Here is a 19,824-nt window from a genome sequence, read left to right as displayed (position 1 = left end):
ATTCCTCCATGAACAAAGACCCCCGGGAACGCGGGCCGGCCCCCGCACCCGATAAGCCGCGCGATCACTGCGGCGTCTTCGGCGTGTACGGACATCCGCAGGCCGCCCTCCTCACCTACTACGGCCTCCTCGCCCTCCAGCATCGCGGACAGGAGGGATCGGGCATCGTCACCTCCACCTTCGACGAGAAGCAACGAAAGAAACGCTTCTGCGTCCACAAGGACTTTGGCCTGGTGAACGACGTCTTCCGCGACGGGGAGCTCCTGACGAACGTCCTCCGGGGCAGCGTGGCGATCGGGCATAACCGGTATTCCACGGCGGGCTCGGCGGACAACAAGTTGAATATCCAGCCGCTCATCGTCAATTACCGCGACGGCAACATCGCGGTCTCCCATAACGGCAACCTCACGAATTTCAACAAGATCCGGAGCGCCCTCCAGGACCAGGGGACGATTTTTCAGACCACGTCCGACACGGAGATCATCCTGCATCTGATCGCCCGGAGCCGGGAGACGGATCAAATCAAGCAGATTATCGACGCGTTGAACCAGGTCGAGGGGGCATACTCGCTCGTGATCCTCACCGACAACGCGCTGATCGCGGCGCGTGATCCTCACGGATGGCGGCCCCTTGCCGTCGGGAAACTGGATCAGGGGTATGTGATCGCCTCCGAAACGTGCGCGTTCGACACGATCAACGCGGAGTATATCGGGGAGGTCGAGCCCGGCGAGGTCGTGGTGATCGACGAGGAAGCGGTCCGGACGGGGCGCATTAAGTCGTTCCATCTCCGCAAGTCGAACACAAGGCCGCATTATTGCATCTTCGAATATATCTACTTCTCCCGGCCCGACAGCCGGGTATTCGGCGAGAGCGTCGACACCGTCCGCCGCCAGCTCGGCAAAGCCCTCGCGCAGGAGCACCCGGTTCGCGGCGACGGGCCGCAAGACAGGCTCGTGGTCATCAACGTGCCCGACTCGAGCAACACCGCGACGCTCGGCTACGTGAGCGAGAACAACAAGCTCGGAAATGAAAGCAAGTTTGAGATGGGCCTCATCCGGAGCCATTACGTCGGAAGGACCTTCATCCAGCCCGGACGCGACTCGCGTGAGACGAAGGTCCGCACGAAATTCAACACCGTGAAGAGCGTGCTGAAGGGAAAGAAAGTCGTCATTATCGACGACTCGATCGTGCGGGGCACGACCGCGAGGCAGCTTGTCAAGCTCGTACGGGGGGCGGGGGCGAAGGAGATCCATGTCCGCGTCACCGCGCCGCCGATCCGTTTCCCGTGCCATTATGGAATGGATTTCCCGAGCGAGGAGGAACTGATCGCAAACAGGTGCGGCGGCGACACCGGGCGGGTCGGGGAGGAGCTCGGAGTCGACACGCTGGGATACCTTTCGCTCGGAAAGCTCCTCGCCTCGGTCCCGCAGAACAGGGGCGCTTCGTACTGTACCGCCTGCTTCAGCGGGGAATATCCGACCCCCATCGACTCCGGGAGTTCCAAGGATGAGCACGAGACCTGATCGCGGATGCCGGATTCCATCTGGACTGTCTCCAACCTGCTGACGATCTTACGGGTCCTCCTCGTCATTCCCATCGCATACCTGCTTCTGCTCGGCGATCCCTTTTCGCGGATGCTCGCGGTCCTCTTGATCGCCGCCGCCACGGCGACCGATTTTCTCGACGGGCTGATCGCGCGGAAACTCCATCAGGTCACGGAGTTCGGGAAGATCCTCGACCCGGTCGCGGATAAGATTGCGGTGGGTGTAGTGGCCTGGATTCTGACCCAACAGGGGAAATTGCCGGTCTGGTTCCTGGTCACGGTCCTCCTGCGGGACGGCGCGATATTTTTCGCCGGGGTCTATCTCCGCCGCGCGCGGGGAATCGTCCTGCAGTCGAACCAGGCGGGCAAATGGGCGGTGACGGCGATCGCCGCATTGATCCTGTTGAGCGTCCTGGACCCGCCGGGGACGGAGTGGCTGCACCTTCTCCTCCTGACGGCAAGTACCGTGTTGCTGGCGATTTCATCCCTGCTTTACCTGAGGCGGTTTCTGGCGGTCCGCAGCGGGAGTGAAGCGGGCCTATCGTAATGGAGAGACTTGATGGGATTTCTTGACGCCTTCCGGCTCTCGCGGCTCAAGGAGGGGCTTGCGAAGACGCGCGAGAACCTGGCGGGAAAAATTCACAGAATCCTCGCGGGCAAGACGAAGATCGACGACGAGCTGATCGGCCGGCTCGAGGAGGCCCTCATCGGAGGAGATGTCGGGGTCGCGACGGCCACGAAGATCATCGATTCGCTCAAAGAAAAGGTCAGGAAGGAGCGCTTCGAGAGCCCGGCGGAACTTGATACCCTCCTGAGGGGCGAGGCGCGCCGGCTTCTTGCGGGGGCGCCCGGAGGGGAAACCGACCCGTTCGCCCTGCCTCTTGCGGGAGGTCCGCATGTGATCATGATCGTGGGGGTCAACGGTGTCGGGAAGACCACTACGATCGGGAAACTCGCCTACAACTACCGGAAGGCGGGGAGAACTGTGCTGATCGCGGCGGCGGACACCTTCCGGGCGGCCGCAAACGAACAGCTGGAGATCTGGGCGAAGCGGGCCGGAGTCGAGATCATTCAGCAAACCCACGGGGCGGATCCCGCGGCCGTTTCGTTCGACGCGCTGAAATCAGCCCAGGCCCGCGGGATCGACCTTCTGATCATCGATACCGCCGGCCGGCTTCACACGAAGCTCCACCTGATGGAAGAATTGAAGAAAATAAGGCACGTGCTCCAGAAACTCGTTCCGGATGCGCCGCACGAGGTCCTGCTCGTCCTTGACGCGTCCACGGGCCAGAACGCGATACAGCAGGCGAAGCATTTTACGGCGGCAGTCGGGGTAAGCGGCCTGATTGTGTCGAAGCTTGACGGCACCGCCAGGGGGGGTGTCGTCCTTGCGATTGCCGACGAGCTCGGCATTCCCGTCCGTTATATCGGCGTCGGCGAGCAGCTCGACGACCTGCAGCCGTTCGACCCGAACGCGTTCATCGACGCCCTCTTTGAGACCTCCCCTTGAAACTCTCCTATCGCCATATCAAGCTCCGCCTGGCGCATCCCTTCACGATCTCCCGGAGCTCCGATACCGTGAGGGACTCCGTCGTCGTCAGGCTCGAGCACGGCGGCATTTCCGGCACGGGGGAAGCGGCCCCTTCCCCGCGTTACGGCGAGTCGGCTTCCACCGTGGCTTCGTTCCTCAGGAAGCTCGATCTCGGGAAGTTCGAAGACCCTCTCCGTCTGGAGGAGATCCTCTCCCATGTGTCGGAGGCCGCGGAAGGGAATAGTTCCGCGAAAGCGGCCGTGGATATCGCGCTGCATGACTGGGCAGGCAAGAAGCTCGGACTTCCCCTCTGGAAGCTCTGGGGCCTGACGAAAGAGGAGACCCCCATGACTTCGTTCACGATCGGGATCGCTCCCGACCAGGAGCTCGAGCAAAAGGTGCTTGAAGCCGCGCCCTACCCGATGCTGAAAGTGAAAGTGGGCGCCGGGGGAGATAAGCATCTCGTTTCCTTCATACGCTCGATCACCGACAAGAGGATGAGCGTCGATGCGAACGAAGGATGGAGGTCGAAAGAGGAGGCGCGCGACCTGATTCTCTGGCTTGAAGAGAAGGGGGTTGAATTTGTCGAGCAGCCGCTCCCCGCGCGGGACCTCGACGGCACCGCCTGGCTGAGGGGACAAGTTCGTCTTCCCCTCTTCGCCGACGAGAATGCGGTTGCGCCGTCCGATCTTCCCCTGCTGCGGGGGATCTTCGACGGAATCAACATCAAGCTCATGAAATGCGGGGGTTTGCGGGAAGCCCTGAAGATGATCCACACTGCGAGGGCCATGGGGATGAAAATCCTGATTGGATGCATGATCGAGAGTTCGGTGGCGATTTCGGCCGCGGCGCATCTCTCTCCCCTCGCCGACTATGCCGACCTTGACGGAAACCTTCTGATCACCAACGATCCCTTCACGGGCGTCGGCGTCCGCCATGGGAAGTTACTCCTCAATGAACGCCCGGGGCTCGGCGTGCGGCGAAGAGCGGCGGGACGGGGATAGGGAGGGGGCAAACCATGGCGCAGACCATCAGAGTCCTCCCGGAGCATCTGGCGAACAAGATCGCCGCGGGGGAAGTGGTACAACGTCCCGCATCCGCGGTCAAGGAGCTCCTGGAGAACTCCATCGATGCGGGCGCCCGGTCAATCACGATCGTGATCGCGCACGGCGGCAAATCGATGATCCGGATCGTGGACGACGGGGGAGGGCTGGGCCCGGAAGACGCCAGGCTCGCGTTCGAACGGCATGCCACGAGCAAGATCTCCTCGTACGAAGATATCGAAAACATCAGGACGCTGGGCTTCCGGGGCGAAGCGCTCGCCTCGATCGCCGCGGTCGCGCAGGTGGAGATGCGAACCCGGAGGCCGGAGGACGAAGTCGGGACGAAGATTCGCATCGAGGGAGGTGTCATGGCCGAGCCTCTTCCCGAGGCCTCACCTCCCGGAACCTCCCTCACGGTCCGGAACCTGTTTTACAATACCCCCGCCAGGCGCAACTTCCTGAAAAACGACGCGGCCGAATACAAGCAGGTGTATGATGTGGTTCAGCGAATCGCATTGTCTCATCCCTCGATCGCCATCACGCTCATGAGCGGGGATGAGATGATCCTCGATCTTCCGGCCTCGACTCCCGCCGGGCGTGTCGAGTCCGTGTTCGGAGCGGCGGCGGCGAAGTCGATCATCCCGTTTGAGGAGAGATCCGAACCGCTGGGCATCAGGGGATTCCTCGGGAAACCCGGTTTCGCCCGGAAAACTCGCGCCGAACAGTATCTCTTCCTGAACCAACGGTTCATCCTCAACCGCTCTGTCAACCACGCGGTCTTCAAAGCCTACGAGCACCTCCTTGAGAAGGGTAGCTTTCCCTTCTTTCTCCTCTTTCTCTCGATCGACCCCCGCCGGGTCGATGTCAACGTCCATCCCTCAAAAATGGAAGTGAAGTTTGCCGATGAGAGTATGATCTACCGGATCGTTCACTCGGCTGTCCGGAAGGCGCTCTCGGCCAACGATCTCATCCCGACGGCGGAACTGAGGGAGGGGACGCCGGAGCGGGGCTCGGGGCTCGTCTTCAGGCAGGAAGGGGAGCATGCCGGCCTGCGGGTTGCCGACTGGAAGGAGCTCATCCGGACGCCGTCACCTCCCCGTGAAGGGCCTCAGGCGCCTGTCTCCCTCCCCGGGGGTGCCGGGAGCGAGGGGGAGGCCGTCCGTAGCGCCCCTTCTCCGACGGCGCCGATCTGGCAGGTGCATAATAAATACATCATGACGCCTGTCGAAAACGGAGTGCTCGTGATCGATCAGCATGCCGCCCACGAACGGGTTATCTATGAGCGAACGATCGAGCGCTTCAACGAATCGGTCCCGAATGCGCAGCAACTTCTCTTCCCGCACACCTTTGAGCTCACCCCCGGAGATGCCGCGCTCGTTCGGGAACTCTTGCCGCTCCTTGAACGGCTCGGGTTCAACCTGAAGATGTTCGGAAAAACGACCGCGGTCATCGACGGCGTCCCGGCCGATATCAGGCCGGGGAGTGAAAAAACGATCCTGCGGGAGATTGTCGATCTGTTCAAAGAGGATTCGCAGAACGTGGAGCTTGAACCCCGGGAGAAGCTCGCCAAGAGCTTCTCCTGCCGGGCGGCGGTGAAGTCGGGCGATCCGTTGAACGTCGCGGAGATGCATTCGCTTTTGGACCAGCTTTTTGTCACCAGGATTCCTTACTCCTGCCCGCACGGCCGCCCCGTCATGATCCGGCTCTCGTTGACCGAACTCGACCGGAAGTTCGGCAGGACATCCTGAAGGGAGGAGATACGGCGCTCATTTCAATACTGGTTCTCAGTCTCAACCTCTCATTCGCGACGTGGGCGATGGGGGGCGTGCCGGGGGGCGGAGGAGGCAGACCCGGCCTGAGGAATATCTCGCCGCGGGATACCATTCGCCCGTCCGGCGGCTCGACCGCCGGGCACACCCCGTTCCGCCAGCGGTTCACGGGATGGACGGCGTCAGGACGGGCCCCCGGCAACCTCCGGATCGAGCCCCCGAACCATTCCCGCGCCGCACGACCTGCAGCCTCAGCGGGGACGATAACGCGGGGATCGGCGGATAGCTCGGGCAACAGCTTCCGGGAAGAGTGGGTCAAGACTGTTTCTTCCGAAGGTGACGCGTCGAATGACGTCGCGAACTGCGTCGCGGTCGATCGTGAAGGAAACGTCTACGTGGCGGGCGTAAGCGATGTCACTTACAGCGGGGGGGACTTCCTGCTGATCAAATACACGCCGGACGGAGCGACCGTCTGGACCGCGCGATTTGAGAACTCGCCGAACTCCTACAACGAACCGACAGCGCTCGCCGTGGATTCCGCAGAAAACGTCTACGTCACCGGGTACGGGTCCGGTTCAGAGGACAATGCCGAATACATCACGGTCAAGTATGACAGAAACGGGCTGCGGCAGTGGGTCGCGACGCATGACGGTTCCCCCGACAGCACGGACGTGGCGACCTCGATCGCGCTCGATTCCCATGGAAACGTCTACGTGACCGGTTATGGCTACGGGGCCTCCACGGATCTGGACTATGTGACGGTCAAGTACAACAGCGCGGGCGCGGAGGAATGGGCTCTCCGCTATGACGGGACAGCTCACGGTATCGATATCGCAACCGGCGTCGCGGTCGATCCCGCCGGAAATGTCACCGTGACGGGTTTCAGCGCGGGAGCGGGCTCAGGCTTCGACTACGCCACGGTCGGCTACACCCCGGGTGGAGTGATACGCTGGGTGAACCGGTACAACTCGCCGTCGAACGGAGACGATTTCGCGATCGGGATGGTTGTGGACGACTCTGCCCGTGTGATCGTAACGGGGAGTTCCTCTGCCCCGGGCTCCGGTTATGACTATGTCACCCTCGTCTACACCTCTCCCGGCCAACCCCTCTGGAGCGCGAGGTACAACGGAGCGGCGAACGGAGACGATCTGGCTACCGGAGTGGGCTGCGACGCGTCCGGAAATGTTTACGTGACAGGCACCAGCATCGGGGCCGGAACGCTCCAGGATTTTGCGACGATCAAGTACAACCGCGGAGGGAGCCAGAAATGGGAGGCACGCTTCAACGACCGGGAAAACGGACCGGATATCGCGGCCGGGCTTGCGGTCGGGCGGAGCGGAAGAGTGTTCGTAACCGGCAATACCAGGTACGCTTCCGGATTGCACTCCGATTATTCGACCGCGATCTACGACTCGGCCGGCACGCTTATCACTTCATCCCTCTATAACGGCACGGGCAGCGGAGAGGATATCCCGGCGGCGATCGCGCTCGATTCCGACGACAACGCCTACGTCACGGGCGCGAGCAACGGAAATGCATCCGACTTTGCGACCATAAAGTACGTCTCGGGGAAGATCGAGGGATGGCCGGGGAGTTACTCGAGCGGTCTCGGAGGCGACAGGCCTGCGGCAATGAGCACCGACCGTTCCGGGAACGTCTATGTGACAGGCGCGAATTCGACCGATCTGAGGAGCGTCAAGTTCGATTCAACCGGGGTTCTGCAGTGGGTGGCCGTCTTCAGGGAGCTTCGCAATCCGGTCGCCGCCGGATTGGCGGTCGACAGGGACAGAAACGTCTACGTGACCGGGTATGGCGCCAATTCTTTTGGGGAACTCGATATTGTGACGATCGCCTACGACCCGGGCGGAACCCGGTTGTGGGCCGCAATCTACGCCGGCCCTTCGGCCACGGACGACCGGGCGGTGGCGATCGCACTGGACGATCAGCGCAACGTCTACGTGACGGGCTCGAGCCACAGTTCCGCCACGGGCGATGATTTCCTCACCATCAAGTTCGACTCACACGGAACGCTCCGCTGGGCGGCCGTGTATGACGGGCCCGCGCATACCACCGACGATCCGTCGGCGCTCGCGGTCGACAAGTCGGGAAACGTTTATGTGACCGGGTCAAGCGTCCGCTTCAACACTTCAAACGACTATGCGACGATCAAATATGATCCGTCAGGAGTCCGGCAATGGGTCGCCTACTACGACGGGCCGGGAGACGGTTCCGACTACGCGACCGCCCTCGCGCTCGGGGGAAGCGGCGCGGTCTATGTCACCGGCAGGAGCTACGGGAGGAACACTTCCACAGATTATGCCACGGTCAAATACAGTCCGCTCGGAATCCGGCAATGGGTTGCGCGCCTGAACGGGCCGGGCAACGGAGTGGATGCTGCGACCGCGATTGCCATCGATCCGGCGGAACATGTGATCGTGACCGGTTATTCCTACAACTCCGTGACGAGCTTCGATTATCTGACCGCCCGGTACGACTCCGGGGGCGCCTACCAGTGGAGCCGCACGTACATCGGGACCGGCGGGGGAATCGACCGGCCGGTGGGCCTGGTGCTTGACCGGACCGGAAATATCTTCGTCACCGGCACCAGCCTGGGCGCGGGCTCCGGCAACGACTTTGCCACGATCGAGTACGATGCCGCCGGATTCGAGCAAGTCCCGAAAATTTACAACGACCAGTCGAACTACGACGACGAAGCCGTGGCCATCGCCGTCGATTCCTCCGGGGGGATCTTCGTCGCAGGAGCCATTCCCGCCGATTCGGTGGACAGTTATTTCGTCATCAAGTATAATTCGAACGAAGCCCCCGAATGGCCGAAACGGTATGACGGCTCCGGGGTCAGTTTCGACGTGGTGGACGCCATGGTGCTCGATAACGCCGGGAATGTCTACATCACCGGAGGGAGCTTTAGCGCGGCCAGCTCGATGGATCTCATGACCGCAAAGTACGACCCGGCGGGTCTCCTGCTCTGGTCCGCCCGCTATGGGGGAATCGGCGAGTCGTACGAAGAGGGGCGGGGGATCGCCATCGACAGGGAAGGAAATGTCTGCGTGACGGGGCTGGGCTTCAACTTGCGGGGCCTCACCGACTATGTCACGGTGAAATATACTCCCGGGGGGGTCCAACAGTGGGCGGCCGTGTTTAACCGCCTCGGCAACGGCTATAATTTTCCGCGGGCGATCGCCGTCGATAACAACCTGGATATCTATGTCGCAGGGACCGCCTACAACGGGACCAATTTTGACATCACCGTCATTAAGTACGACGCTGCCGGCGTCGCCCAGTGGGCTCCCACCTATAACGTCAGCTACGACGGGGGGAGCGACGACGCGGCCGTGGCGATGGCGATCGACAAGAAGAACAACTACTATGTGACGGGATACAGCTATGGCAGCGCGTTAGATTACGTCACGATCAAGAACGGGGGGGCGTGGGTTGCGCGATACGACGGCCCCGCGGGAGGGGATGACCGGCGGGCCGGGATCGCAATCGACTCCGCAGGGAATGTCTACGTTACCGGATCGAGCCTTGATACCTCGTACGGATATAATGACATCGCGACCGTCGCCTATGCTCCTTCAGGAAAGCAAAAATGGGTCGTGAGGGACAGCACGGGATTCCGGAGCTCGGCCGAAGCAGCCGGAATCGCGGCGGACCGGTACGGGAACGTCTACGTGGCGGGCGACCGGTACGACTCGACCTATACGTTTTCCGATTTTCTGACAGTCAGGATCGATTCATCGGGGGGAGAACATTGGAAGGCGCTCTACGACGGCACCGGGCATGCCGACGACCTGGCATCGGTCCTTAAACTCGACAGGCAGGGGAATATCTATGTGGGAGGGGAGAGCATGGGCCCGGGCCGCACGTATGACTATGCGGTGGTGAAGTACAGGCCCGACGGGACGAGCGATTGGGACGCGAGGCACAAGGCGCTCGCTAATTCGACCGATGCAGTCCGCGCTCTGGGCCTCGACACGGCAGGAAACGTCTATGTGTCGGGAACAAGTTCGTCGTACCGCTGGCAGGTTGTCAACACGGTCAAATATTCACAGGGTGTTTCATCCGTGGATCCCCCTCACGCCGGCGCGCCCTCGGCGTTCAGGGTCGATCAGAATTATCCGAATCCCTTCAACCCCCGGACAACGATCCGGTACATCCTGTCGCACAGGGAGCACGTCCGGGTGACGGTTTATGACATGCTCGGTCGCGAGATTTCGACCATAGTTGACCGGATGGAGGATCCTGGAACACACGCGGTGCAATTCGACGCCGGAACTCTCTCCACCGGCGTGTACTTCTATCGCGTCTGGACCTCCGGAGGCGACGTCACCTCGATGAAGATGGTCGTGATCAGGTGATCTATCCGGCAATCCGCACATCCTCAAGTTGCAGATTCGATGAATTTTGCGTAACTTTGTGATGGCGTCTATGGCCTGCAGGAAGTTTCCACACCTCATCATCGTTCTCCTTCTGACGGCGAGCTATTGCGCGACGGTCCCGTTGCTCTCCGTCGTGCATACTCACCATGCTCTTAACGGTCCTCGAGCGGCAGCGTTCGCGCCGGAAGCAAAGGACAACGCCGGCAAGGAAAATCCCCTCTTCTGTGCGGTGTGCTTCCGCCTGAACTCGACGCAGACAGTCTCCGCCCATACCCCCGGTCTCCCCGCGGTTCACCCGGGGTATGAAATCTTCTCGGAACAGCCCGAAACCGCAATCTGTCCCTTTCTCGCCTTCACCTCTCAGGGTCGCGCTCCTCCTTTCCAGATTCTCTGAATTGGGTGCAACTTCCCAGGCCTGGGAAGTAACTAAGCTGTTCGCACAACAATCGGTGGGCGCATGGAGTGTGCGCTCACGAAGGAGGATTCATGAAGTTTACCCTTGTATTTCTATTCGTCCTGATTTGTCTGATCGTCCGGGTTGCCCCGGCGCAGGACGCCGATAAGCCTGCGGAGCAGCAGCTCACTGAGTTGCGGCGGGAAGTGGCCCAGCTTCGCCAGGACCTCGCCGGCCTGCAGGCGCGGCTTCCACAGGAAGATTCGACTCAAACGGGCGATCTCGATCAACTCGAAGAGCGTCTTGAGCGCCGGGCACAGGAGCTTGAGAACAAAATTGATGCAGTTTCACGGAGCATCGCGCCGATCGCATTCAATCCGAAAATGGTGACTGCGGTAAATCTCGCTGCCCGCTCCGATAACAAGGACGTCCTCGACCCCTCCCCGGAGCATAATGTGATCAGCAATCGTCCCTTCCTGAGGACCGTCGAGGTCGAATTGAGTTCCGCCGTTGACCCCTACGCGTCGGCATTCGCGGTCATTTCGCTGGAAAACGAGGCGGGCAAAGAATTCGGGATCGACGCAGAGGAGGCGTATGGACTTATTAAGCGGCTCCCGCTCATCGAGTCGGCCCCCCTGGGGTTGAAAATGAAGATTGGAAAATACCGCGCTTCCATGGGGGTGGACAACAGGATTCACATCCATGACCTCCCGTGGACCACGCGCCCCCTGATCGTTTCGCGCTACCTGGGCACCGAACATGGAGAGTTTTTCGAGTCCGGATTCAACCCCGTCGGCATGGATCTGGATTTTTACCTTCCAAACCCGTTTCCGGCAACCACGCTCGAAATGAACCTGGATGTCGTCCGCGCGGGCGATATCGCCCTGTCGTACGCGAACCTTCCGCAATCAACTCTGGTCCCGGGGGGCCTCAGGCAGCCGGCCTACATCGGCCATTTGAACCTTTCCAAGGATTGGGAAAACGTGCACTTGCTGACGCTTGGGGCGAGCGCATACGACGAGGAAGGCGATTATCCTGCGCGCGCTTACGGGGCCGACGTCACCTACAAGTGGGCGCCTTCGGAGGAACGCGAGTCACACTCGATCGTCGCAGGGGGCGAGGCGCTTGTCGTGGATCACTTCGATCCTCTGCTCCAACGGATCCATCCCTACGGGTGGTTCGGCTACCTTCAGTATCAGACTTCCTACTGGCTCTATCTGGGCGCACGATATGACTGGATCGAGGATCCGGCCGATGTGAGCACGGTGACAAGAAATATCGGGATTTACGCAAGCTACTACACGACTGAATTTCTGAGGTTCCGGCTGGGGTATGAGCACCGGTGGAGCGACGCCGCCGCCGATGATAACCTCAATACGCTTATCTTCGATCTTAACCTGGTCTTCGGATCTCATCCGACCGAGCCGTACTGGGTAAACCGATAGACGGCATCATGACACATTTTCAGAGGGATTAGAACATGAAGAATATTCGGATCATCATTGCTTTCGGACTCGCATTCCTGGCCGTTCTGCAGTCGCCGGGCCAGGATAAGAAACTGAAAGTCATTACGACACTCAATTACCTCAGGTACGTCGCCCAGCAAGTCGGCGGCGAGAAGGTCGAGGCCCTTGCTCTCGCGAACCCCAAGCAGGACCCCCACTACGTCACGCCGACCCCGCGGATGAACCAGGTCGCAAGCGACGCCGACCTCTTCATCGAGAATGGGCTCTCGCTCGATCTCTGGGCAAAAAATGTTGTCGACGCATCGGGAAATCCGGCGATTCAAACCGGTAGTCCGGGGCATTTGGTGGCCACCACCAACGTGCCTGTGAAGGAATTGCCGACGGAAGTATCCCGTTCGTGGGGAGACATCCACCCTCAGGGAAATCCGCACTGTTGGGTCGATCCCTTCAACGTGAGGATCATCGCCGAGAACATCGCCCTCCGCCTGAGCCAGTTGGATCCAAACAACGGGCCATATTATGAAAAGCGTCTTGAAGAGTATAAGAACAAACTCGACGCTGCGATGTTCGGGGATGAACTTCTGAAGGCCGTCGGTAAGTCCGGCGGGGATATCCTGACCCGCAAAGCGAAGAGCGGCGATCTGCAGGGCTGGCTCAAGTCGAGAAAACTTGATTCGAAGCTCGGGGGTTGGATGAAAAAGGCGCAGCCGCTGAAAGGGCTCAAACTGCTTTCGTATCATAAGACGTACATCTATTTTGCGGACCGCTTCGGGTTTCAGATTATGGGCGAGCTCGAAGAGAAACCCGGGATTCCGCCGCCCCCGCAGCACCGTGATGCCGTCGTCGAGCAGATCAAGCGCGACGGGATCAAGGTGATCCTGAACGACAACTTCTACTCGCGCGAGGCAGCCGACTACGTCGCGAGTAAGACCGGCGCGAAGGTACTCATCACGTACCTCGATGTCGGCGCGGTCGAATCTGTCGATACGTATGAGAAGCTGATCACGTATCTGATTGAAGAAATCGGACAAGCGGCAAGTTAACAAACGGGCAGAGCCAACGAATCTTATGGAACAACTTTTTTATCTCCCTCCCACGATGATCTGGCCTCTGGCGGCCTGTCTCGTTCTGACCGGCATCCACGTTTATCTTGGAGTCCACGTCATCGCGCGTAAAGTGATCTTTGTCGATCTCGCCCTTGCCCAGATTGCCGCTCTGGGGACGGTGATCGGGGTTCTCCTGGGGTATGAGGTCGGAAACGATGCGAACGCGCTTTACCTCTACTCACTTGCCTTTACAATATTCGGCGCGTTCATCTTCTCCATGACCCGCATGCGCGGGGAAAAGGTGCCCCATGAGGCGATTATCGGAATCGTCTATGCGGTGACGTTTGCGGCAACGATCCTTGTCCTTTCCAGGAGCGCCCTGGGCCCCCAGGAGCTCGATCACATCATCAAAGGCGAACTTCTCTGGGTCCAGTCGCATGTCGTCATCAAGACGGCCATCATTTATGCGATTGTAGGCATGTTTCACTTCATCTTCAGGAAGAAATTCATGGCGATATCGTTCAATGTCCAGGAGGCTGAAGCTTCGGGCATGAACGTGCGATTTTGGGATTTCCTCTTCTACATGTCGTTCGGATTTGTCATCACGAGCTCGGTTTCGATTGCGGGCGTGTTTCTGGTGTTCAGCTATCTGGTGATCCCCTCGGTCGGAGCAATGCTTCTCTCCGACAAGTTGAGCACGAGGCTCGCGACCGGGTGGGTGGCGGGATCGATTATCAGCTTCATCGGCGTCAAGATGTCATACAACACGGGTCTGCCGACCAGTCCCGTGATCGTGGTGGTGCTGGCAGCCGCCTTGATCGTCAGCGGGATCGTTCGATATATGCGCCATTCCGAACGAAAACTGATCGCCATCCGGAATCTCGCGGGGGCAGCCGCGATCGTTTTTCTCTTCGTGGCCGGGGTGCTCTTCTTCGGGAAACCCGAGGAGGATCCGCTCAAGCATACGATGCATATGCTGAAGAGTCCGCTCAGCACCGACCGACAGGCAGCGCTGGTAAACCTGGAATCCTCACAAGCCAGCAAGGACCAGTGGCTCGCCACCGTCGTCGGATTGCTGCACGATCAGGACGCGGAGGTGAGAAAAGGGGCGGCCGCCTTGCTCGCCCACACCCGGGAGAAAATGGCGCTGCCCGAAATACTCGACCTCCTGAGAGATCCTTCCGACGATGTGCGGACGTCCGCGATTGAAGCGGTACAAGCTCTCGGCGACAGCGCCTCGGCGGAAAAGCTGATCTCCAGGGGAAGAGAGGAACAGGACCCGGAGATGAAACTCAGACTCATGCGGACGGCCCTCGAACTGGGAAACCCGGATGCAATTCCCCAACTGGTGCGGATCATGAAGGAGGGGGGGCTGTTTGCCGACGATGCCTATGACGCCCTCCACGGGCACCTGCCGATCGTCTTCAGCCGCAACGAACCCGAAAAGGTCGGGCGCTGGTGGAGCGAGAACCGGACCAGGCTTAAGTGGAATGAGAAAACGAAAACATATTCCACCGGGGGACAATCGGGGTGATACGGATACGCCGTCACCCTCCGGGGTTATCCGGCCGCCTCACAGGTGATCCCGCAACTTGCTCCATCAAGAACCTCACGAACCCCCGGTTTTCGATACACAACCGGGGGTGTTCAGGCCCTTTCGCAGCATCTCCATTCGCATGCAGCCGCAGCTCTTTGTATTCCCGCTCCTGAGATTTCCCGCCTTTACGATCGTCGTGTTTCCGCAGGTGCATTGGCAGAGCCAATAAGTCGCCTGGCCCTTCCGTTCGACCTTTCGGATGGCCGCGAGACGACCGAATCTTCCACCCGCGAGGTCCACGCGCAAACGCGAGGCTCCGTTCAGTCCGTTATCCATGATCGATCCTTTCCCATGAATTTCGTTGACTTCTCAGTGTCGCAGACCGGTAACGCCTAGATATGCAGGGCGAGCTTGAAGACGACATTGCGCCGCTCCTCATAGCTCGCGCCGCTGAAGAATACCCCCTTGATCAGGTGGTCGTGATCGAGGATGTTGCCGAGATAGAGCGAGGGTTCAAGCGTCGTTCCGCCGCCAAGCTGAACCGTGTATCCCGCACTGAGATCGAAGATCCAGGAAGGCGCGGTATGGGTTGACGTGTTGAAATCGAACAGGCCGGTCTGGTAGGAGTCCCCGTTGGGGTTGCCGTTCGCCAGACCGGAGCCATAGATGCCGGTGAGATTGATGAAGTAACCTCTCGGTTGATAGTTGATCGACCCCACGATGGAAAGACGCTGGTCGTGATCGAGATCGGTGCCCGGCCCGGCGTCGTCGAAATCCAGGAATCCGCCTGAGATCGTGCCGATTCCGTAGGCGTGGATAACGGAGGTGTTCAGATACCCCGAGAAGGGAGTCGCCGGATCGGAATATGACAGCCCGAGCTCAACCCCGGTGGTTTTCACTTCGGCGATATTGACGGGAGTCTTAATCGCGCTCGAACCGATCGTCTGATCGTCGACGCCCGGGTTTGCATCCTTGTAGTACACGGCAAACTTGGTCCTCAGTCCGAAGCCGAGGCTGCGCGTGTAGACGCCCTCGTAAAAGTCGTCGCGCTCGGGCAACGTCGGCACCGCCGTGTTACTCACGTTGGCCGCAATGGTGCGAAGCCCTTCGATATTGTTCGGCATGAAAATCTTTCCGTAATAGAGGTACGCCGAATTCAGCTCATCGAAGAAGATATTGCAGCGAATGCGCGGGGCCCACTGGCTCTGAAGGGGGGCATCAGGCGCGATATGCTGGTCGTACCGCACACCAAGGTCAAACCTCACCCATTCGGCGGGATGAATCTGAGCCTGGGCGAAGGCCCCGAAATCCGAACCCTTAAAATCGGTGAGGATGGAAGGGCCCGCAGCCCCGGTGCTGTCCTGGGATGTGAAATTCTCCGATCCGCTTACGGTGTTGAAGTTGAGGCCGAGTGCGAACTGGAACTCGTGTTCCAGGCTGGCGTCGTATTTTACTCTCGTGCCGACTGAGGTAAATGACCGGTCTTCGGACAGCAGGTAATTGACCGGGTCACCCGCAAATTGGAAACCCGGCGGATCGTTCAATCCCGGCGAGTAAGTCAACCCGCCCTCGCGAGCGTATCCGCCGATGAACAAGTTGCTCTCCTTATTCTTCTCGGAGGAGAGAACATGATAATAGGACAACGTCTGGAAGGCGTTTTTGGTATTCTGAATGTCCTCAGCAATCCCCTCGGCGGAATCGTACGGCACCTGCGTGTTGGTCTTGCCATAATTCAGGTTGAGCGTGATATAATCGACGTCGCTCATTTCATAGTCAGCTTTGGCGTAGAGAAAATAATCCAATCCATGATCGTGGAAGAGTCTCGCCACCGGGGGATCGATCCGGCGGTCTGTCTCCTGACGCGAGCCCGAAAGGAAAAAACCGAACTTATCCACATGACTGCTCATGGAGAGGCCCTGGCCGTTGGAGTTCAAGGAGCGGAACGAGCCGACCCTGTCGCCCAGGCTGTCGCCGGCCCCGGGGACCAGATAGGTGCCTCCAAAAGTCGATGCGTCGAGATGAAACTGGCCCGTCGGAACCCGGTTTTGAACGTCTATGACCGCCGCAATTTGTCCCCCGTATTCAGCCGGGAATCCCCCGGTCATAAAGACCGCCCGGTCGATCACTTTGGGGTCCACGACCTCGTTCAAGCCTCCGAACACTCCGAGGGGGACCGGGACGCCGTCCACATAATAAACATACTCACCGTGCTGTCCGCGGATATGAACCTCTCCGGTCGGCGCCCGCGCCGCGCCCATAAGATTCTGTTGGACGAGGGCCGTCATGCGGGCGGTAGGGGGAGCATGAAAAGTCTCCGATTCGAATACCTGATCCCCGCTTTTGAGATCGAAAGAGGTGACTCCCACTTCATGTTCCCCGGAAACCACAACCTCGCTTTGGCTCCCGGCGTGCAGAAACACCGAATCGGATGCGCGCTGATCGTCAACGAACACCGAATCGAAAAAATCCTGGTAACCGACAAAATGCACCGAGAGCCTGTACGAGCCCCCCTCAATATCGATGAACTGCGCCATCCCGGAAGGATTGGTAACCTGGCTTCCGACGATCGCCTTATCGCGGCGCAGAATGACCCTCGCGAGCTCGATCGGCATCCTGGTCCCCGCATCCAGGACGTAGACCTTAAAGTGAATATCCCCCCCCGAAGCTCCTGTTACTCCGGCATTTCCGCCTCCGGCCATCGGTTGGGCCATGAGTGCGGCGTGAAAAAAAGTTACGAATGATAAGAAAAAATATAACCTTGCCGTCTGAAAATAATTCATCGTGGTGTCCCTCTCAAAAAGTCAGTGAAAGTGATTGACAGCCTTCGTTTCAACTATCCTGGCTCATAACAGCATATCGCCGCAAGACCGGTCAACGGATCGATCCCGCGACGTAGCTTGGCTCTGAGAGATTCCTCTCAGAGGTGAGACAGTGTCAGGATGGTATCAGGAAAACGAAGGAGGGGGACCGCGGGGCGACTCGGAATGGAGACAAACAGCGGAGGTGCAAACTTCCTGGGTGTGACCGACCAGGCCCGCGCGATACGTCGCGGGCACAAATGTGGGAGAAGAAACTCTCGCGGTGAAATTTGCGGCGCGATAACAGGCAAGGCAGAAATGGCCCGGGCCCCAGTCGCTCTGCAGACCTTTCGCGCCCGCGCCGTTGCTCGCCAGAGCCTGGACGGGGTTCGGCGTGCCGAATACGAAATCGGTATGCCCGAAGTCGGCAAAGAGGACTGTGAAGAGCTGGGCCGCAATGATAGCGACGGCCAGTATTTTTCCGGAAAGCTTCATCGATCGTGATAAGATAGGCAGATCGCCTGACTAATGCAAGCCGGTCACCCGGGAATGTATTGACTCTCAGAGCCCAAAGTCCTATATTCCGTTCGCAATGGGACTAAATGGCTCGACAACGATCATAACGGGAGGCACCGGGGCGCTCGGCCAGGTTGTCGCCCGGCGCTTCCTTGAACAAGGTTCCAATGTCGCCAGTTCCTACCTCGTCGAGGACGAACTGAAGCGGCTCTCAGAGGAGTTCAAACAAAAGGTGTTCATCGTCAGGGCCGACGTATCCAAGGACGAGGAAGTGACGGCGCTCTTTCAAAAGGTTATTGCCCGTTTCGGCCGCGTCGACATTCTCATCAATATCGTGGGAGGCTTTCTGCCGGGCCGCAATGTCAGGGAGTTGAAGACCAGCGATTGGGATCTGATGATGGGGATGAACCTCAAAACGGTGTTTCTCTGCACCCGTGAATTTCTTCAAAAACTGGGGGATGCGACATACGGACGTATTATCAGCATGGCTGCGATGGCCGCCTTGCGCCCCAGCGCAGGACGGGCGCCCTACGCGGTCTCAAAAGGGGGTGTCGTCACGCTGACGCAGACCCTCGCCGAGGAGTTGAAGGGGACCGGGATTACCGCAAATGCCATAGCCCCAAGCATCATCAAGACGCAAGCCAATTCCGAAAGCATGCCGGACGCCGATTCCTCCAGGTGGGTCACACCGGAAGAAATCGCCGAACTGATGCTGACGCTCTGCTCGGAGAGCGGGCGGTCTGTCAACGGCGCCTGCATTCCCGTCTTCGGAGGCGTCTGAGCGGATGGCTCTTCTCGAGAAGATTGCCGATGATATGAAGTCCGCGATGAAATCGCGGGATCAGCTGCGGCTTGAAACCCTGCGAATGATCAGGGCGGGCTTGCTCGAAAAGCAGGTTGAGAAGCGTCCCTCAGGCGGCATGACGGCGGAAGACGAAGTCGCGGTGCTGAATTCCGCCGCAAAGAAACGGAAGGAAGCGATGAGCGTGTACCGGGAGAAGGGGAGGGAGGATCTCGCATCCGTGGAGGAAAAGGAACTCGGCATCATACAGGAGTATCTCCCGAAGCAGCTTTCGGCGGGTGAGATCGAGGAGGTTGTCAAGAGGATAATAGGCGCATCGGGGGCATCGACCGCCGCAGATTTTGGCAAGGTGATGCCGCTGGTGATGAAAGAACTCAAGGGCAAGGCTGACGGGCGCTCGATCCAGGAGACCGTCAAGAGATTGCTCGGAAACTGAGGGACTGATGAACTTTACCGATATTCTGATCCTGCTGGGAATCGCGGTGTACATGGTTCTCGGCTTCCGCGACGGATTCCTGAAGAAAGTCTTCGCCATACTCGGATTGTGGGGCGGCCTCGTCATTGCCACCAAATACATGGCGCCGGTTGGCGATTTGTTCCTCGGCTGGTTCGGCTGGTCGGATGAAGTCTCTGTCGTCATTGCGTTCTGCTGCCTCTTCCTCGCGGTGACGGTTGTCGTAAATCTCTTCTACCGCTGGTTCGGCAAGAGCGACACCGAATCGTTGAAATTCACCTCAAGGATCGCGGGTGCGCTTCTCGGGGCCGGGCAGGGAGCCGTCGCGATCAGCCTGCTGCTCCTGATGTTCAACGTCTTCGATGTGCCATCCCCCGATTCTCAAAATGAATCCCTGCTCTACAAGGAGTGGATCGGGATCGCTCCCACCGTCTTCGACGCCACCACCACCTGGATTCCCGATTCCAAGGCCTTCTTCGACGAAGTCGAGGTAAAATTGCAAAAATTGAAGGGCGCTCACTGACG

16 protein-coding genes are annotated in these 19,824 nt (G+C 59.4%); 13 read left to right on the top strand and 3 right to left on the bottom strand.

The annotated features are described in order from the left end of the window. Positions 1 to 8: 8 nt before the first annotated feature. The 10 genes from purF to VI215_07040 all read left to right on the top strand — a co-directional run bounded on the left by purF (position 9) and on the right by VI215_07040 (position 14,726). Complete coding sequence (gene purF, locus VI215_07085) at positions 9 to 1,523, top strand: amidophosphoribosyltransferase (protein HEY6192077.1); 1,515 nt, start codon at positions 9 to 11, stop codon at positions 1,521 to 1,523. Between the two features lie 6 nt (positions 1,524 to 1,529). Beyond that, positions 1,530 to 2,090 carry a CDP-alcohol phosphatidyltransferase family protein gene (locus VI215_07080; protein ID HEY6192076.1) on the top strand — a complete coding sequence of 187 codons (561 nt, stop codon included), beginning with the start codon at positions 1,530 to 1,532 and terminating at the stop codon, positions 2,088 to 2,090. Between the two features lie 12 nt (positions 2,091 to 2,102). Next, on the top strand, positions 2,103 to 3,053 hold the full coding sequence (gene ftsY, locus VI215_07075; protein ID HEY6192075.1) for a signal recognition particle-docking protein FtsY: 951 nt from the start codon (positions 2,103 to 2,105) through the stop codon (positions 3,051 to 3,053). Beyond that, positions 3,050 to 4,078: a dipeptide epimerase gene (locus VI215_07070; GenBank protein ID HEY6192074.1), complete on the top strand. Its 1,029-nt coding sequence runs from the start codon at positions 3,050 to 3,052 to the stop codon at positions 4,076 to 4,078. The genes ftsY and VI215_07070 overlap by 4 nt, the downstream gene beginning before the upstream one ends. A 14-nt stretch (positions 4,079 to 4,092) precedes the next feature. After that, positions 4,093 to 5,865, top strand: a complete 1,773-nt coding sequence (mutL, locus tag VI215_07065) for a DNA mismatch repair endonuclease MutL (GenBank protein HEY6192073.1) — start codon at positions 4,093 to 4,095, stop codon at positions 5,863 to 5,865. Between the two features lie 68 nt (positions 5,866 to 5,933). Continuing rightward, the gene (locus VI215_07060) at positions 5,934 to 10,265 is read left to right on the top strand and encodes an SBBP repeat-containing protein (GenBank protein ID HEY6192072.1); all 4,332 of its coding nucleotides are present in this window, start codon (positions 5,934 to 5,936) and stop codon (positions 10,263 to 10,265) included. A gap of 70 nt (positions 10,266 to 10,335) precedes the next feature. Further along, positions 10,336 to 10,680 carry a hypothetical protein gene (locus tag VI215_07055; protein ID HEY6192071.1) on the top strand — a complete coding sequence of 115 codons (345 nt, stop codon included), beginning with the start codon at positions 10,336 to 10,338 and terminating at the stop codon, positions 10,678 to 10,680. A gap of 92 nt (positions 10,681 to 10,772) precedes the next feature. Beyond that, positions 10,773 to 12,125, top strand: a complete 1,353-nt coding sequence (locus VI215_07050; protein ID HEY6192070.1) for a hypothetical protein — start codon at positions 10,773 to 10,775, stop codon at positions 12,123 to 12,125. 35 nt (positions 12,126 to 12,160) lie between these two features. Next, positions 12,161 to 13,189: a metal ABC transporter substrate-binding protein gene (locus tag VI215_07045; protein ID HEY6192069.1), complete on the top strand. Its 1,029-nt coding sequence runs from the start codon at positions 12,161 to 12,163 to the stop codon at positions 13,187 to 13,189. A 25-nt stretch (positions 13,190 to 13,214) separates the two neighbouring features. Next, a complete protein-coding gene (locus VI215_07040; protein ID HEY6192068.1) occupies positions 13,215 to 14,726 on the top strand; it encodes an iron chelate uptake ABC transporter family permease subunit in 1,512 nt (503 codons plus the stop codon). 75 nt (positions 14,727 to 14,801) lie between these two features. Here VI215_07040 and VI215_07035 read toward each other — a convergent pair whose 3' ends face one another. The 3 genes from VI215_07035 to VI215_07025 all read right to left on the bottom strand — a co-directional run bounded on the left by VI215_07035 (position 14,802) and on the right by VI215_07025 (position 18,022). Next, entirely contained in the window at positions 14,802 to 15,065 is a 264-nt protein-coding gene (locus VI215_07035) for a hypothetical protein (GenBank protein ID HEY6192067.1), read from the bottom strand. Positions 15,066 to 15,121: 56 nt separating this feature from the next. After that, the gene (locus VI215_07030; GenBank protein HEY6192066.1) at positions 15,122 to 17,440 is read right to left on the bottom strand and encodes a TonB-dependent receptor; all 2,319 of its coding nucleotides are present in this window, start codon (positions 17,438 to 17,440) and stop codon (positions 15,122 to 15,124) included. Positions 17,441 to 17,674: 234 nt separating this feature from the next. Further along, positions 17,675 to 18,022: a hypothetical protein gene (locus VI215_07025; protein ID HEY6192065.1), complete on the bottom strand. Its 348-nt coding sequence runs from the start codon at positions 18,020 to 18,022 to the stop codon at positions 17,675 to 17,677. Between the two features lie 97 nt (positions 18,023 to 18,119). Between VI215_07025 and VI215_07020 the strand changes: the two genes are divergently transcribed. The 3 genes from VI215_07020 to VI215_07010 are packed head-to-tail and all read left to right on the top strand — an operon-like array spanning position 18,120 to position 19,822. Next, entirely contained in the window at positions 18,120 to 18,824 is a 705-nt protein-coding gene (locus tag VI215_07020; GenBank protein ID HEY6192064.1) for an SDR family NAD(P)-dependent oxidoreductase, read from the top strand. 4 nt (positions 18,825 to 18,828) lie between these two features. Further along, positions 18,829 to 19,281, top strand: a complete 453-nt coding sequence (locus VI215_07015) for a GatB/YqeY domain-containing protein (protein ID HEY6192063.1) — start codon at positions 18,829 to 18,831, stop codon at positions 19,279 to 19,281. 7 nt (positions 19,282 to 19,288) lie between these two features. Then, positions 19,289 to 19,822: a CvpA family protein gene (locus tag VI215_07010; protein HEY6192062.1), complete on the top strand. Its 534-nt coding sequence runs from the start codon at positions 19,289 to 19,291 to the stop codon at positions 19,820 to 19,822. The last annotated feature ends 2 nt before the right edge of the window (positions 19,823 to 19,824 follow it).

Source organism: Bacteroidota bacterium (assembly GCA_036522515.1).
In the GTDB taxonomy this organism is placed as follows: Bacteria; Bacteroidota; Ignavibacteria; order UBA10030; family SZUA-254; genus VBOC01.
Note: the sequence above shows the minus strand (reverse complement) of the source record. Positions and strands in the feature narration are given on the sequence as shown.

Bases quoted from the DNA above. Each gene is read 5' to 3' on its own strand.
- mutL (HEY6192073.1), top strand. From the start codon at position 4,093: ATGGCGCAGACCATCAGAGTCCTCCCGGAGCATCTGGCGAACAAGATC.
- VI215_07045 (HEY6192069.1), top strand. From the start codon at position 12,161: ATGAAGAATATTCGGATCATCATTGCTTTCGGACTCGCATTCCTGGCC.
- VI215_07015 (HEY6192063.1), top strand. From the start codon at position 18,829: ATGGCTCTTCTCGAGAAGATTGCCGATGATATGAAGTCCGCGATGAAA.
- VI215_07010 (HEY6192062.1), top strand. From the start codon at position 19,289: ATGAACTTTACCGATATTCTGATCCTGCTGGGAATCGCGGTGTACATG.
- VI215_07060 (HEY6192072.1), top strand. From the start codon at position 5,934: ATGGGGGGCGTGCCGGGGGGCGGAGGAGGCAGACCCGGCCTGAGGAAT.
- VI215_07020 (HEY6192064.1), top strand. From the start codon at position 18,120: ATGGGACTAAATGGCTCGACAACGATCATAACGGGAGGCACCGGGGCG.
- ftsY (HEY6192075.1), top strand. From the start codon at position 2,103: ATGGGATTTCTTGACGCCTTCCGGCTCTCGCGGCTCAAGGAGGGGCTT.
- VI215_07030 (HEY6192066.1), bottom strand. From the start codon at position 17,440: ATGGCCCAACCGATGGCCGGAGGCGGAAATGCCGGAGTAACAGGAGCT.
- VI215_07035 (HEY6192067.1), bottom strand. From the start codon at position 15,065: ATGGATAACGGACTGAACGGAGCCTCGCGTTTGCGCGTGGACCTCGCG.
- purF (HEY6192077.1), top strand. From the start codon at position 9: ATGAACAAAGACCCCCGGGAACGCGGGCCGGCCCCCGCACCCGATAAG.
- VI215_07040 (HEY6192068.1), top strand. From the start codon at position 13,215: ATGGAACAACTTTTTTATCTCCCTCCCACGATGATCTGGCCTCTGGCG.
- VI215_07025 (HEY6192065.1), bottom strand. From the start codon at position 18,022: ATGAAGCTTTCCGGAAAAATACTGGCCGTCGCTATCATTGCGGCCCAG.
- VI215_07050 (HEY6192070.1), top strand. From the start codon at position 10,773: ATGAAGTTTACCCTTGTATTTCTATTCGTCCTGATTTGTCTGATCGTC.
- VI215_07080 (HEY6192076.1), top strand. From the start codon at position 1,530: ATGCCGGATTCCATCTGGACTGTCTCCAACCTGCTGACGATCTTACGG.
- VI215_07055 (HEY6192071.1), top strand. From the start codon at position 10,336: ATGGCCTGCAGGAAGTTTCCACACCTCATCATCGTTCTCCTTCTGACG.